This window comes from Brucella pecoris (assembly GCF_006376675.1).
Taxonomy (GTDB): domain Bacteria; phylum Pseudomonadota; class Alphaproteobacteria; order Rhizobiales; family Rhizobiaceae; genus Brucella; species Brucella pecoris.
The window spans coordinates 123,427-137,968 of record NZ_VEWK01000001.1 but is presented as its reverse complement, the minus strand read 5'-3'; the positions used below and the strand labels follow the sequence as shown (position 1 = coordinate 137,968).

The following is a 14,542-nucleotide window of genomic DNA, read 5'->3' as shown; positions in this document are numbered from 1 at the left end:
AGCAATTGATTAACCATAGGATAGAAGCAGCACTGGTGATTTGATTCCGTCTTCTGCCACCGCAGATGACGGGTCATGCATCCGGCGTCTTTGCTTTGGACCATTGCTGGTTTAAAGCTTGGTAGAACTCACTGATTGGATGGTTGATGCGCTGGCCCCGATTTATGCGCCTCATAATTGCGCTCGTCATTCTATGCGCCGCGGCTGCAGCAACCTTGCTGGCTGTGGTGCCTTTTATCGTCTCTACCGATGCCATCCGTATCCGCGTTGCGCAGGAAATCAGTGCCTGGACAGGCTACAGCGTTGAACTGCGGCAAGCCCCTCGTCTGAAAGTGTTCCCTGTTCTGCGCGCATCCTTGAATGGTGTAACGCTTAGCAAACTCACCGATCAAGGTCAGAAACCGCTCATGAGCGCGGACCGCATCGATGTGGAACTATCGCCGCTCGATGCCATTATGGGGCACATCTCGTTCTCCGAAACGCAGATTGTCCGTCCGCATATAAACCTCGACGGACCCGTTTCAAATTTCTCACAGCTTCTCGACGCTGTCGCCAATTCCAATGGGCGTCTCGGCACCGCCATCCGCGCGCAGCGTGCATTGCAGCAAAGCGGTTCCGGCGATAATGCGCTGGCAGCACAGCAAGCCTCGCAACCCTTCGGCCGCGTCGTGGTTCGCGACGGGACGATTGCGTTCAACCGTCCGGGCAGCGAGCCGGAAATCACCAGCGACGAGCAGATCACCGATGTCAACGCGACGCTGGAATGGCCGCGCACGTCGAGCGCCGCGACGCTGAAAGGCAACGCCAAATGGCGCAACGAGACTTCCCAATTCAGCCTGACCGCCGCGCAAGCTCTGCCGCTTCTGGCAGGCGGCACATCGGATGTGACTGCAAGCCTGACCGCCAACCCGTTAAGCCTCACATTTCAGGGCAAGGCGAATATTTCCAAGGACCGCTTTTTCGAAGGTGATTTGACGGCCAAAACCCCATCGCTGAGCGGCGCGGTACGTTGGCTCAGTCTCCCGCCAATTGCGGGCAGCGCCGAAATCGGTGCGTTTTCGCTGGAATCCACCATCACAGCAACGCCGAAACGGCTGAAGTTCGCGGATGTGGAAATGACCGCCAGTGACAGCCCTGCCAAGGGCGTGATCGAGATCGGCCTCGAACAGGATCAGCCTGCGGTAACAGGCACGCTGGCTTTCGACAAGCTTGATCTTGGCCGCCTGTTTTCAGCCTTCATTCCGTTACCGGATAGCGGTGCACGTTCGCCGAACGAGCGCAACAATCCCGACCGCGATGTCGTCGACACGAGCTTCATAGACCGCGCGGAAGTGGATCTGCGGCTTTCGGCACAGAATGCCACAGCAGGCCCCGTGAATATGACGGGTGTGGCCGCTGCGGTGCAGATACGGGGTGGTCGCGCCATCTTCGATATCGGCGACGCCAAGGCCTTCAACGGCATCATGCAAGCCAATGTGCAGATCGTGCGCGACCTGAAAAGCGCCAGTGGCGAATTGCGCTTCAACGCCTCGGATATCGACAGTTCGCAGTTCTTCACAGCACTTGGCTTCGACAAACCTTTCATAAGCGGCAAGGGCAATGTCTCTCTGTTCATGAAAGGTCCGGCCAATCGCTGGTCCGGCCTTTTGACCAATGCGCAAGGTAATGTTTCCATCCAGCTCAACAATGGTCAGATGCAGGGCTTTGCCGTGCAGGATTTTCTCACCAAGGCGCAAAGCCAGCGCTTTTTCGCTCTCGAGCGGAAGGAAAATGTCGCGCTGGCATTCAATCGTCTGGATGTGAAGGCCAACCTGTCCGATGGCGTTGCGACGCTGGAAAATGCCCGCCTTGATACGTCCGACGGCACGCTGACACTTGCAGGCATCGTGCCTTTCGTGGATCGCAGTCTGGCGCTGAGCGGCGAAGTCGTCTTTCCCAGCAGCCAGCCGCAACAACCGCAGGAAAGCGGCACCGATGGCCAGGCCAGCCAGCCGCCTGCTGAAACCCCGCCTGCCAAGCCACCGCTCAATTTCTTCGTCGGCGGCTCGTGGGACCGGCCATTTATTTCTCCGTCTTCAATGGGAACGGGGCAGTAATCAAAGCGGCCTGCCGGTCAGAACGCCTCGGCCCTCCTGAGAGCGCGTTTCGGTCTGAATGAATCAGATCGGCGCTCTAAATTCTTCTATTTGAAGCATAATCTTGATCGTCCTCGTTTCACACCGGTCGGATTATGCTCTGGCGCAAAAACCACCTCCCTTTACGCCTTTCGGTGATGTGAGCCAGCCGAAGACCCGAATTGACCGACTGGCCTGTGCCCCCGAAAATCAGCGTCTTTCATAGGAGCATTTCCAGCAAAAATGCGGTGCGGTTTTGCGTCGGACAATGCGTAGACCAAGTTGATTGTGCGGGGGGCGCGGTTGTGCCGACACATACCCAGCCAGAACGTTATCCCGAACTCGATGCGCTGCGCGGACTGGCGGCGACTGTTGTTTTGCTGCGGCACTTTGTGAATATCTGGCCCTATGATGCCATGGGGCCCTATTTTTTCATTCTGCTGCGATCGCCACTCCGTTTCTTTTTTGCTGCGCATGAAGCAGTCCTGCTGTTTTTCCTGTTGAGCGGCTTCGTTCTGACGCTGCCATTCATGCGCCGCGCGCCATCCTATCCAGCCTATCTTGTTCGGCGCACCTGCCGGATATACTTGCCTTATCTCGTCGCACTCTCGCTCGCGCTTGCTGGCGCCCTGTTTCTGAACGGGCCTATCCAGCAGCTCAGCAACTGGTTCAATCTCACATGGACCATACCGGTGACGCCACAGATGATCGCACAGCATGTGCTGTTCATCGGCTCTTATCCCAATGGTGAAGTGAATACGGCATTCTGGTCTCTCGTTTATGAGATGCGGATATCGATCATATTTCCGCTGCTCTTCGTCATCACCGTGACATTGCGGCCCTCGGCTGCGATTGCTGTGGCTTTCGGGCTTTCCGTTCTCGCCAACGCCTTCCGCTCCGATCCCTACACTGGCGGCTGGTGGATAACCGTGCATTTTGCAAGCTTCTTCCTGCTCGGCAGTCTCATGGCGCAGAACCTGTCAGCCATACAGAGCTTCTACGGGCGACTATCCAACCGAAGGACTGTCGCAATCAATAGCCTGGCTCTCCTGCTGGTTACATATGGAGCCGGGCCGCCCATGCTGAAGAACTGGTTCGGAGATCTCACAGACTGGGCCACGATGGCGGGGCTTGTCTGGATCATCGTGCTTGCAACTTCAAGCGATACCTTACGCCGCTTCTTGCTGCGGCCCTTGCCACAGTTTCTCGGGCGCATTTCCTATAGTCTCTATCTGGTTCATGCCACCGTGCTCTTCGCACTGGTGCATGTATTTTACGGGCATGTCGCTCTGATAGCACTGCTACCCGCCTACATTATCCTGAGCATCGGCCTTGCAACGCTGATGCATCGCTATGTCGAAGTGCCGACCATGGCACAGGGCAAGCTTCTCGCCGCACGGTTTGCCTACTGACCGGATAAGGCCAACAGGCAAATACTCCCGTTTTATCCCATACGGAATGCCGCCTGCTCATCGCGGCGACGCTGCACTTCGCGGCGCTTGTTGACAATCGAGGCGATGATGACGCCGATCGTCACCAGCGCGATCAGGATGGTGCAGATCGCATTGATTTCCGGCGTCACGCCAAGGCGCACCTGGCTGTAGATCTTCATCGGCAGCGTGGTTGCGCCCGGACCGGAGGTAAAGCTCGCAATCACCAGATCGTCGAGTGACAGAGTGAATGCAAGCATCCAGCCCGAAACCACTGCGGGCAGGATGACCGGCAGCGTTACCTTCATGAACGTCGTGACCGGCGGCGCGCCAAGATCCATCGCCGCTTCCTCCAACGAGCGGTCAAAGCTCACCAGACGCGACTGCACCACGACTGCCACGAAACACATCGAAAAGGTGATGTGGGCCAGCGTCACCGTCCAGAAGCCGCGGTCGAAATTCATCGCCACGAAGAGTAGAAGCAGCGACAGGCCGGTGATGACATCCGGCATGACAAGCGGCGCGTAGACCATGCCCGAAAACAGGATGCGTCCGCGAAAGCGCGTATAGCGTGTGAGCGCCAATGCGGCGAGCGTGCCCAGAACAGTTGCAATCGTTGCAGACAGAAGGCCGACGCGGATCGTTACCCACGCCGCATCCATCAGAGCTTGGTTGCGGAACAGTTCGACATACCACTTGGTCGAAAACCCTGCCCAGACCGTGACCAGCCGGGATTCGTTGAACGAGTAGATGACCAGCAGGACGATGGGCAGATAAAGGAAGGCAAAGCCCAGAGCCACCGATGCAATGTTAAAGCGGGACCAGTTGTTCTGCATCCTATTTCCCCTTTTCCTGCTGACGCGCCTGCACCTGCTGGAAGATCACGATCGGCACGATCAGCAGGATCAGGAGCACCACGGCCACGGCCGACGAGACCGGCCAGTCGCGATTGGAGAAGAACTCGCTCCAGATCGTCTTGCCGATCATCAGGGTTTGCGACCCGCCGAGGAGGTCCGGAATGACGAACTCACCCACGGCCGGAATGAACACGAGGAAGCTACCAGCCAGCACCCCGGCCAGCGACAACGGGAATGTGATCTTCCAGAAAGCGGCGAACGGCGTGCAACCCAGATCCTGCGCCGCTTCAATGAGCGAATAATCCATCTTTTCCAGCGACGAATAAATCGGCAGCACCATGAACGGCAGATAGGAATAGACGATACCGATGAAGATGGCTGTATCGGTATTGAGAATAGTAAGCGGCGTATCGATGATGTTGAGCCACATCAGAAACTGGTTCAGCAGGCCTTCCGGCTTCAGGATGCCGATCCACGCATAGACGCGGATCAGAAACGACGTCCAGAACGGCAGGATCACCAGCATCAGCAATGTCGGGCGGATCGTCGTTGGCGCACGCGCTATGCCATAGGCCATCGGATAGGCCACGAGTAGCGTCAGGACGGTGGAGATAGCCGCAATGCGGACACTCGACAGATAGGCCTTGTAATAAAGGGGATCGTCAAGCAGCCACAAATAGTTGTCGAAGGAGAGCTGTTTGATTTTCTCCCAAGTCGCAGCAAACCCCTGCGCCAGATCGAAAGTCGGCATATAGGCCGGGATCGCCATCGCAACTTCCGACAGGGAAATCTTGAAGACGATGAAGAACGGGACCAGAAAGAATACCAGCAGCCAGAGATAAGGCACTGCGATGACGAGACGGCTGGCAATGGAAGCGACGAGCTTCTGCATGGTGGCCTCCTCAGGCGGTCAGCACCAGACCGGCATCGGTATCGAAAGAAACCCAGACGCGCTCGTCATAGGTCAGCGGATTTTCGGTTCTGCGCACGGCATTGAGGCTTGCGGCCTTGATCGTGCGGCCATTGTCGAGCCGCACGTGGAACACCGTCATATCGCCGAAATAGGCAATATCCCAAAGTTCGCCTTCTACCGCATTGACCGATGCATCGTCCGGCTTTTCGCGTGTGATCCGCGTCTTTTCAGGACGCACCGCATACCAGACCTTCTGGCCCGGATTGAGTTCCTCTCGGGTTTCGGTCTGAATGTGAAAACCGAATTTTTCGGTCGCGATTTCCGCCTCGCCATTCGCGGCCTTCACCACCTCGCCTTCGATGATATTCACATTGCCGATAAAGTCGGCCACGAATTTGGAGCCCGGCGCCTCATAGACTTCCGCCGGCGTCGCCACCTGCTTGATACGGCCCTTGTCCATCACCGCAATGCGGTCGGACATGGTCATGGCTTCTTCCTGATCGTGAGTCACGACCATGAAGGTCATACCGAGCTTGACCTGCAAATCCATCAATTCGAACTGGGTTTCCTCGCGCAGCTTCTTGTCGAGCGCGCCAAGAGGTTCGTCCAGCAGCAGCACCTTCGGGCGCTTGGCAACGGACCGGGCAAGCGCCACACGCTGACGCTGGCCGCCGGAAAGCTGATGCGGCTTGCGCTTGCCATATTGCTCCAGCTTCACGAGCTTCAGCATTTCGGCGACGCGCGCATCGATTTCCGATTTCGCCATGCCGTCCTGCTTGAGGCCGAAAGCGATATTATTCTCGACCGTCATATGCGGAAACAGCGCATAGGATTGGAACATCATGTTGACGGGGCGCTTATAGGGCGGAATGCCGCGCATATCCTGACCGTCGAGCGTGATGCGGCCGGATGTAGGCTCCTCAAAGCCTGCCAGCATGCGCATCAGCGTGGTCTTGCCACAGCCCGAAGCGCCAAGCAGCGCGAAGAATTCGCGATTGAAAACATTCAGCGACAGATCATCGACGGCGGTAAAATCGCCGAATATTTTCGTCACATTCTCAAAAGAAATAAAGGGCTTGGCCGCCGGATCGTTCCAGGGCGCAAATTTGCGGCGAAAGCTGCCAAAAGATTCCATTCCGTTCCCCTATAAACTAACCGGAACCTGATCCCGCGGGCAAAACCCACTTGTTACAAGACGCAGAGCGGCCCTCCGTCTGCACAGTGGGCCGCTCTTCACGATGTCGGGCGGGACATATCGGTCCCATATTATGTTGGCTCTTACTGGCCGGTGACGATCTTGGTCCAGGCGCGGGTCACCACGCGCTGGGTCTTGGTGTCGTAAGGCGTCGGCACGAACAGCTTCTTCATGACGTCTTCAGTCGGGTAGATTTCCGGATCGTCAAGAATTTCCTTGTCGATGAACTCCTGCGACGCCTTGTTGCCATTGGCATAGAACACATAGTTCGAAGCCTTGGCAGCCACTTCCGGGCGCATCATATAGTTCATGAATTCAAGCGCTTCCGGCACGTGCTTGGCGTCTGCCGGGATCGCCATCTGGTCGAACCAGATCAGCGCGCCTTCCTTCGGGATCGAATAGCCGATCTCGACGCCCTGCTTCGCCTTCTCGGCGCGATCACGTGCCTGGAAAATGTCACCCGAATAGCCGATCGCCATGCAGATATCGCCATTGGCCAGCGCGTTGATATATTCCGACGAGTGGAACTTGCGGATATTCGGGCGGATCTTGAGATAAAGATCCTGAGCCTTCTGCAAATCGTCCGGTGACGGCGAATTCGGATCAAGGCCGAGATAGTTCAAGGCCGGACGCAGCATTTCGCTGGCAGAATCGAGCAGATAAATGCCGCAATCTTTCAGCTTGGCCGATTGTTCCGGGTCGAAAAGCACAGCCCAGGAATCTATGGTATCGGTGCCGAGCGCTTCCTTGATCTTGGCCTTATTGTAGCCGATGCCGGTGGTGCCCCACATGTAATTGACGGAATATTCGTTGCCCGGATCGTAGGTTGCAACACGGGTCGAAATTTCATCCCACATGTTCTTGAGGTTCGGCAGCTTGTCCTTGTCGAGTTTCAGGAACACGCCTGCTGGAATCTGACGGCCAAGGAACTCCCCCGATGGCACGACCAGATCGTAGCCGCTGCCACCGGCTAGAAGCTTGGTTTCCAGAATTTCGTTGGAGTCGTAAACGTCGTAGACGACCTTGATCCCGGTTTCCTTGGTGAAATCCTTGAGAATGGAGTCGTCGATATAATCCGACCAGTTATAGATATTGACCACCCGCTCCTGCGCACTCGCGGAAAAAGTGGCAGCCGCTACAAAACCCGTCACGACGGTCGTTGCCAGAAGGAAGGATTTGATCCCCATCATTTGCTCCAATCTGCACAATAAATTCCGGTGCAGGTTCAAGGTGGATATACTGTTTCTTTATTGCACCTTTTTAGATTGCACAGCATTCGTCAACAGGCTCGTGACAGGACGAACATAAAAATTGCATCTTGGAGGTTTCCCGAGGGGCGTTGCGATTTTGGTTATGCTGGGTCGAAATATCAGCTCACTATTGAAAGTCGAAGGCAGACAACCCCGCCACCATCTCGTCCAGACCGAGCGGGCGTGTCAGCGGTGGCTCGGCACGGGTGATACAGCCCTGTCTTTCGCAAAGACGACAAGCCGGGCCAATCTCGGTATTGCCAGCCTTTGAAAGTGACACGCCATAGACCGTGTCGGCACCCGCTTCCAGCACGCAACCAAGCAATAGCGCCGTCCGGCGCGGGCGCTCACTGAATGCGCCCTGCGGTCCTTCCAGAGTGCGTGCGATGGTCAAAAATGCAGAACCGTCCGGTAGTTCCACCGGTTCGACCAGCACCTGGCCCGCCTGTGCAAAAGCGGCATAGACCGGCAATTTCGGGCATTGCCCGCAGAAGCGGACCGGAAAACCTTCCGCACCTGCAACACGCAGGCGATTGCCGGCATGGTCGATTTCCATCACGAAGAAGGGCAGTGCACTTGCCCCCTGCCGCTGCAAGGTGGTGAGGCGGTTCGCCGCCTGCTGGAATGAAACGCCGAAGCGCGTGCGGAGCACGTCGACATCATAACGGGCCCGGACAGCGGCATCACGAAACTGGCGATAAGGCATCATCAAAGCTTGCGCCGCATAGCGCGCCAGTTCGAACCGCGCGATGCGCTTCGCCTCACCCGATGACAGTTTCAAGCCCTCCGTCTCTGCGCCGATCACCACCTGCATGCGGATCAGCGCCGCTTCCATCGAGATTTCCTGCAACTGATCGAAGGGCGACAGGCGCTCAGAAATGAAAAGCCGCTGAGAATGCCGGTCATAACGCCTGCGCCAGTTGGGCATGGTGGCGACCGGCAGCGTGCGAACCGTGATGCCATGTTCCCGACGCAACCAGTCCTTCAGAGCTGCCGACACGTCACCATCCGGCTTCAACAAGGCGAAAAAACTTTCAGCCTCTTCCTCGATGCGAGGATAGTGATTGGGCCGCCGCGCCATCACATCGCGCACCTCATCCAGCGGCAGACGCGTCGCCGAAAGCTCCGCCCCGCTTCCCTCGTGCGACAGCAATTGCGACAGATCGGACAGGCGCTGCTGCTGCTCGCGATAGGCACGATAGAGCTTCATGATCCCGACGGCAGCATTGGGAGCAGCCTCGCCGATTTCGACCAACTCCTGATCGCCCGGCAATTCGCCGGTCAGGAGCGGATCGGAGAAGACTTCCTTCAGGCCCGTGATCGTGGAGCCGCTTTCGGCCTGAAGGCTGTCGAGGTCGAGTTTGTAAACGCTGGCGAGCTTCAGCAGAAGCTGCACCGTCAGCGGTCGTTGATTGCGCTCGATCAGGTTCAGGTAAGACGGTGAAATGCCAAGCGCCTCGGCCATGGCGGTCTGCGTCAGGGATCGCTCGTTGCGGATGCGCCTGATGCGTGGACCGGCAAATATCTTGCGTTCGCTCAACTCCGTCCTCCCAAACCCATGACGGTGAATTTTACAACTCATGACAAAATAGCGTCAAAGTTTGATTTTGACAATCTTTACAAATTTACATAGCCCCTCAGTCAAAAAACCGACAGCATTACCTCATTTATCAGACGTATTTTCCGGTTTTTCTGGCGCTTCACTCATCGCAATTGTAAATCTGGTCACAGAAAGAGCGCAGACAAATTGCTCTTCCCGAACCAGTTCAAAGTATGAGGAGACACCGAAATGACAGATTTTTACAGCCTTATTCCTTCGGCACCCAAAGGTCGTTTCGACGGCATCCAGCGTGCACATACGGCCGAAGATGTAAAAAGGCTGCGCGGTTCGGTGGAGATCAAGTACTCGCTGGCCGAGATGGGCGCAAACCGTCTGTGGAAACTCATTCACGAAGAAGATTTCGTCAATGCGCTCGGCGCGCTCTCCGGCAATCAGGCCATGCAGATGGTTCGCGCCGGACTGAAAGCGATCTACCTCTCCGGCTGGCAGGTTGCAGCAGATGCGAACACGGCATCGGCCATGTATCCGGATCAGTCGCTTTATCCGGCCAATGCCGCCCCGGAACTCGCCAAGCGCATCAACAAGACGTTGCAGCGTGCCGACCAGATCGAAACCGCCGAAGGCAAGGGGCTTTCCGTCGACACCTGGTTTGCGCCAATTGTTGCCGACGCAGAAGCAGGTTTCGGCGGTCCGCTGAACGCTTTCGAGATCATGAAAGCCTTCATCGAGGCAGGCGCAGCCGGCGTGCACTATGAAGACCAGCTCGCTTCGGAAAAGAAGTGCGGCCACCTCGGCGGCAAGGTTCTGATCCCGACGGCAGCGCATATCCGCAACCTCAATGCGGCACGCCTGGCAGCAGACGTGATGGGAACGGCCACGCTGGTCATCGCCCGCACGGATGCGGAAGCTGCCAAGCTTCTGACCTCGGACATCGACGAGCGCGACCAGCCCTTTGTCGATTACGATGCGGGCCGCACGGCGGAAGGCTTCTATCAGGTGAAGAACGGCATCGAGCCATGTATCGCCCGTGCGATTGCCTATGCGCCCTATTGCGATCTGATCTGGATGGAAACATCCAAGCCCGATCTCGAACAGGCTCGCCGCTTCGCGGAAGCCGTGCACAAGGCGCATCCGGGCAAGAAGCTCGCTTACAACTGCTCGCCGTCGTTCAACTGGAAGAAGAACCTCGACGATGCCACGATTGCCAAGTTCCAGCGTGAGCTGGGCGCGATGGGCTACAAGTTCCAGTTCATCACGCTGGCCGGTTTCCACCAGCTCAACTTCGGCATGTTCGAACTGGCGCGCGGTTACAAGGATCGGCAGATGGCAGCCTATTCCGAACTGCAACAGGCGGAATTTGCAGCCGAAGCCAATGGCTACACCGCGACCAAGCACCAGCGCGAAGTCGGCACCGGCTATTTCGATGCCGTGTCGCTCGCAATCACCGGCGGTCAGTCTTCGACCACCGCCATGAAGGAATCGACTGAAACAGCACAGTTCAGACCGGCTGCTGAATAACAGCCCGGCGACAAACAGGAGGAACAGTTCCATGAATTCGCCAGCACGCGTCAAGGAAAGAGCAGAAGAACAATCGTCAAGCATGACCACGGATCAGCAGACCGTTATCCGCATGCTCGCCAACGATCTGCATCGCCTCAACTACACCGTCATGAAGGCGGTCGAGGCAGGCGTCTCCGTGGAACTGGTCCGCTCCGCCCGGCATCATGGTGGAGACGGCAACTGGGGCGATCTGTTGATCCCCGTTATCGTCACCCACGACAAATGACGACGATCTTGACCACCGTCGTCGCTACCATGTTCATGCACATTGCTTTTGGCAGCGACAGAATGTCCGAACTGGCAGTTGCCCGTAAAATTCGATGAAACGGGGTTGATCTGCCACTCGCTTTATGGTCGGATTTCCTCAACTGACCTCCCCCGGCTGGCCCTGCCAGTCGGGGCTTTTTTTTACATCAGAAGATAATCGACCGGCTGCGGAAGGGCGGGCAGGTTTTCCTCACCCAATGCTTCCCGCAGATTGATTTCGATTGTGTCGGCGATGGCCCCGATGGGCAAATCGTTCGGCAGTGTCCCGAATGGTTCTTCCAGCTCATCGCCCAGCGCATCCAGTCCAAAGAAGGTATAAGCCACCAGCGTCGTCGCAAATGGCGTCCCCCAACCGAGCATATCGGCAAAGCCGAACGGTATGAAGAAACAGAACAGATAGGCCGTGCGGTGCAGAAGCAGCGTATAGCCAAATGGAACCGGCGTGAACCGCAACCGCTCGCATGCCGCCTGAACCTCTGCCAATGCAGAGACTGAACCATCAAGCGTTTGAAAATCAATAGGATGCAGCCCATCCTTCACCCGCATATCCGCAAGCACGGCACCGAGCTGGCGCAAGATAAAATCGGGCTTGTTGCGGCTTTCCGCCAATGCCTTCCGCTCTTCTGCTGACAGCCATTTGTCGTATTTGCTTGGGCCGCTGGTTTCCTCTGGCCGAAGATGGCTGACCATGGCCTGCGAAAATGCGATCGCATAATCGAGCAGCTTTTTCCGGCTGCCTTCAAGCTCCGGCGTGTTTTCCAGCAGCAGCGTCTGCCGCGCCAGGCTGCGCGTCGTATAGACGAGCTTTCCCCAGATTTTGCGCGCTTCCCACCAGCGGTCATAACAGGCGTTGTTGCGAAAACCGAGGAAGATCGAAAGCGCAATGCCGAGCAGCGCCAGGGCCGTGCCGTTGTTGACGGCGGGCACCCAGCCGGGAAAGGCGCGATGCGCCCACACGACCAATAGCGACAGAAGAAAGACCGCAAAGATCTGCGGCAGGATGCGCAGGATGATGGAGCCCTTCAGAATGAAGAAGAGTTTCCACAGAGGCGGGCGCGGGCGAACGATCATCTCAACTCAGTCCGGAAAAATGGATGGCAGCAGCCCTATACACCTTTCTTTCGTTCAAACGCCATCCCGAACAATCTTGATCGAAAATTCACTCAATGCTGGCAAAACCTTGCTTCGTGCATTGGCACGAAAACCTGGGAGGATGATTATGCTTTCCGGGATCGTCTACGAAAACATCCCCTTGCGGGGGCAAGGAACACAGGAATTTTCATGTCTGTTCAGTCTCTCATCGACAGTATCGCCACAAAGATCAACATCGATCCGCAGCTTGCCGAAAAGCTCGCCGGTTCGGTGTTTTCCGTGCTGCAACACAGCGCGCCTGAAATCGGCAACAAGATTTTCGCACTGCTGCCGGATGCGCAGCAACTGGCAAACGCCCACGACGTGCTTGCCTCGAGCACCGGTGGCATCATGGGTGCGCTTTCGGGCCTGATGGACAATGTGGCGGGCGAAAAGATGAGCGCACTTTTGAAAGCTGCCGCTACGCTTCGTTCCAGCGGCCTCTCGAGCGACCAGATCACCGAAGCAGGCGGACAGGTGATCAATTATGTGCGCGATCATGACCCGCAACTGGTTGACCAACTGGTTACGAACGTGCCCGCTCTCAAGGGCCATTTCGGCCTCTGATACCAGGGCGCTGAGATGCTAACGCATCACGCCCTGAAAATGCTCAATCGCCGCACAGGCTTAACCAAAACTCGATGAGTCAAACTCATCGAGTTTTGGTGTGACGCATCAAATTTCTTTTGTGTGCGCTTTCTGCGATAGCGCACACAAAAGCTTGCCGGACCCATTTGTCATTGCCGACTGTCGCAGCTATCATGCCACTATCGAAATCATTCTCTGGTGATGGATGTCTGCTGATACGACGGAAAAGAAGGTTACGCGCGCCCCGCGTCGCCGTACGCCTGCTTATGTCAAATCTCTTCGCGGTGTGAAGAACTGGAAGCAGGCAACCGAATGGCTTGCCTGGCGCGATATCGAAGACATCGAATGCATCACCCCCGATCAGGCGGGGGTTGCCCGCGGCAAGATGATGCCGTCGAAGAAGTTCACCTCCAATACGTCGCTGGCATTGCCTTCCGCCGTCTTCATGACGACGATTTCCGGCGATTATCCGGAAGACGGTTACGGCTTCCATTACCCCGAAGATGACGGCGACCTGAAGCTGGTGCCGGACCTATCGACCCTTTCGGTCGTGCCATGGGAGTCCGATCCGACCGCACAGGTTATCTGCGATCTCGCCTATCAGGACGGACGTGGGGTGGAATTCACCCCGCGCAATGTGCTGCGCAACGTCGTTGCCGCCTATAACAAACGCGGTCTGAAGCCGGTTGTGGCACCGGAAATCGAGTTCTATCTGGTCCGCAAGAACCCCGACCCGGATTATCCTCTGACCCCGCCCGTCGGACGCTCGGGCCGTGCCATTGGCGGCGGACAGGGCTATTCGATTGCGGGCGTCAATGAGTTCGACGAACTGATCGACGATATCTATCATTTCTCCGAGGGCCAGGGGCTGGAGATCGACACGCTGATCCACGAAGAAGGTGCCGGTCAGCTTGAGATCAACCTGCGCCACGGCGATCCGGTGGAACTGGCTGACCAGGTTTTTCTGTTCAAGCGCACGATCCGCGAGGCGGCGCTCAAGCACGACATGTATGCCACATTCATGGCCAAGCCCATTCAGGGCCAGCCCGGATCGGCAATGCATATCCACCAGTCCATCGTGGACAAAAAGACCGGACGCAACATTTTCACCAATGAGGATGGCAGCGAAAGCGAAGCTTTCCGCCACTTTATCGGCGGCATGCAGCGTCACGTGCCGAATGCGCTTGTCATGTTCGCGCCTTACGTGAACTCCTACCGCCGTTTGACGCCGGATGCTTCCGCACCCGTCAACGTCAAATGGGGCTACGACAACCGCACCACCGCTTTCCGCGTGCCGCGCTCCGACCCCAATGGGCGCCGCGTGGAAAACCGCATCCCCTCCTCCGACGCCAACCCCTATCTCGCTCTGGCGGCTTCGCTTGCCTGCGGACTGATCGGCCTTGTAAACAAGATCGAACCCGAACAGCCTGCAACCACGAGCGTCAACACCAAGGAAGTCGAGCTGCCCCGCGGCCTGATCGACGCGGTGGAACTGTTCGAAGAGGACGCAGAGCTGCGCAACCTGTTCGGCAACTCCTTCGTCACGACCTACGCCGCCATCAAGCGCGCCGAGTTCGAAACCTTCATGGAAGTCATCAGCCCGTGGGAACGCGAGTTTTTGCTGCTCAATGTGTAAGGGAGTAAGGGAGTAAGGGAGTAAGGGAGTAAGGGAGTAA

At 57.0% G+C, this 14,542-nt stretch carries 12 protein-coding genes; 6 read left to right on the top strand and 6 right to left on the bottom strand.

Going from position 1 to position 14,542, the window contains the following annotated elements; all coding sequences use genetic code 11:
* Positions 1–146: 146 nt before the first annotated feature.
* Positions 147–2,096: an AsmA family protein gene (locus tag FIB18_RS00645; RefSeq protein WP_140018912.1), complete on the top strand. Its 1,950-nt coding sequence runs from the start codon at positions 147–149 to the stop codon at positions 2,094–2,096.
* Between the two features lie 323 nt (positions 2,097–2,419).
* Complete coding sequence (locus FIB18_RS00640) at positions 2,420–3,526, top strand: acyltransferase family protein (RefSeq protein WP_140018911.1); 1,107 nt, start codon at positions 2,420–2,422, stop codon at positions 3,524–3,526.
* Positions 3,527–3,558: 32 nt separating this feature from the next.
* On the opposite strand, the gene FIB18_RS00635 is transcribed toward FIB18_RS00640, so the two are convergent.
* The 5 genes from FIB18_RS00635 to FIB18_RS00615 form a co-directional block, all read right to left on the bottom strand.
* Entirely contained in the window at positions 3,559–4,380 is an 822-nt protein-coding gene (locus FIB18_RS00635) for an ABC transporter permease (protein WP_140018910.1), read from the bottom strand.
* A gap of 1 nt (position 4,381) precedes the next feature.
* On the bottom strand, positions 4,382–5,293 hold the full coding sequence (locus FIB18_RS00630; protein ID WP_140018909.1) for an ABC transporter permease subunit: 912 nt from the start codon (positions 5,291–5,293) through the stop codon (positions 4,382–4,384).
* Between the two features lie 10 nt (positions 5,294–5,303).
* The gene (locus tag FIB18_RS00625; RefSeq protein ID WP_140018908.1) at positions 5,304–6,449 is read right to left on the bottom strand and encodes an ABC transporter ATP-binding protein; all 1,146 of its coding nucleotides are present in this window, start codon (positions 6,447–6,449) and stop codon (positions 5,304–5,306) included.
* A gap of 143 nt (positions 6,450–6,592) precedes the next feature.
* Positions 6,593–7,696, bottom strand: a complete 1,104-nt coding sequence (locus FIB18_RS00620) for a polyamine ABC transporter substrate-binding protein (protein WP_140018907.1) — start codon at positions 7,694–7,696, stop codon at positions 6,593–6,595.
* Positions 7,697–7,886: 190 nt separating this feature from the next.
* On the bottom strand, positions 7,887–9,299 hold the full coding sequence (locus FIB18_RS00615) for a helix-turn-helix domain-containing protein (protein WP_140018906.1): 1,413 nt from the start codon (positions 9,297–9,299) through the stop codon (positions 7,887–7,889).
* Between the two features lie 249 nt (positions 9,300–9,548).
* Here FIB18_RS00615 and aceA point away from each other — a divergent pair, with 249 nt between their 5' ends.
* Positions 9,549–10,838, top strand: coding sequence for an isocitrate lyase (gene aceA / locus FIB18_RS00610; protein WP_010659116.1), 1,290 nt, complete (start codon positions 9,549–9,551; stop codon positions 10,836–10,838).
* Between the two features lie 31 nt (positions 10,839–10,869).
* Positions 10,870–11,106, top strand: coding sequence for an SMc00767 family acetate metabolism repressor (locus FIB18_RS00605; protein ID WP_010659117.1), 237 nt, complete (start codon positions 10,870–10,872; stop codon positions 11,104–11,106).
* Between the two features lie 182 nt (positions 11,107–11,288).
* On the opposite strand, the gene FIB18_RS00595 is transcribed toward FIB18_RS00605, so the two are convergent.
* Entirely contained in the window at positions 11,289–12,218 is a 930-nt protein-coding gene (locus tag FIB18_RS00595; RefSeq protein WP_140018905.1) for a bestrophin family protein, read from the bottom strand.
* Positions 12,219–12,428: 210 nt separating this feature from the next.
* On the opposite strand from FIB18_RS00595, the gene FIB18_RS00590 reads away from it, so the two are divergent.
* On the top strand, positions 12,429–12,845 hold the full coding sequence (locus FIB18_RS00590) for a DUF2267 domain-containing protein (protein WP_140018904.1): 417 nt from the start codon (positions 12,429–12,431) through the stop codon (positions 12,843–12,845).
* Between the two features lie 226 nt (positions 12,846–13,071).
* On the top strand, positions 13,072–14,502 hold the full coding sequence (locus FIB18_RS00585) for a glutamine synthetase family protein (protein WP_140018903.1): 1,431 nt from the start codon (positions 13,072–13,074) through the stop codon (positions 14,500–14,502).
* Positions 14,503–14,542 lie beyond the last annotated feature (40 nt).

Bases quoted from the DNA above. Each gene is read 5' to 3' on its own strand.
- FIB18_RS00605 (WP_010659117.1), top strand. From the start codon at position 10,870: ATGAATTCGCCAGCACGCGTCAAGGAAAGAGCAGAAGAACAATCGTCA.
- FIB18_RS00590 (WP_140018904.1), top strand. From the start codon at position 12,429: ATGTCTGTTCAGTCTCTCATCGACAGTATCGCCACAAAGATCAACATC.
- FIB18_RS00620 (WP_140018907.1), bottom strand. From the start codon at position 7,696: ATGGGGATCAAATCCTTCCTTCTGGCAACGACCGTCGTGACGGGTTTT.
- FIB18_RS00635 (WP_140018910.1), bottom strand. From the start codon at position 4,380: ATGCAGAACAACTGGTCCCGCTTTAACATTGCATCGGTGGCTCTGGGC.
- FIB18_RS00595 (WP_140018905.1), bottom strand. From the start codon at position 12,218: ATGATCGTTCGCCCGCGCCCGCCTCTGTGGAAACTCTTCTTCATTCTG.
- FIB18_RS00625 (WP_140018908.1), bottom strand. From the start codon at position 6,449: ATGGAATCTTTTGGCAGCTTTCGCCGCAAATTTGCGCCCTGGAACGAT.
- aceA (WP_010659116.1), top strand. From the start codon at position 9,549: ATGACAGATTTTTACAGCCTTATTCCTTCGGCACCCAAAGGTCGTTTC.
- FIB18_RS00630 (WP_140018909.1), bottom strand. From the start codon at position 5,293: ATGCAGAAGCTCGTCGCTTCCATTGCCAGCCGTCTCGTCATCGCAGTG.
- FIB18_RS00585 (WP_140018903.1), top strand. From the start codon at position 13,072: ATGTCTGCTGATACGACGGAAAAGAAGGTTACGCGCGCCCCGCGTCGC.
- FIB18_RS00645 (WP_140018912.1), top strand. From the start codon at position 147: ATGCGCTGGCCCCGATTTATGCGCCTCATAATTGCGCTCGTCATTCTA.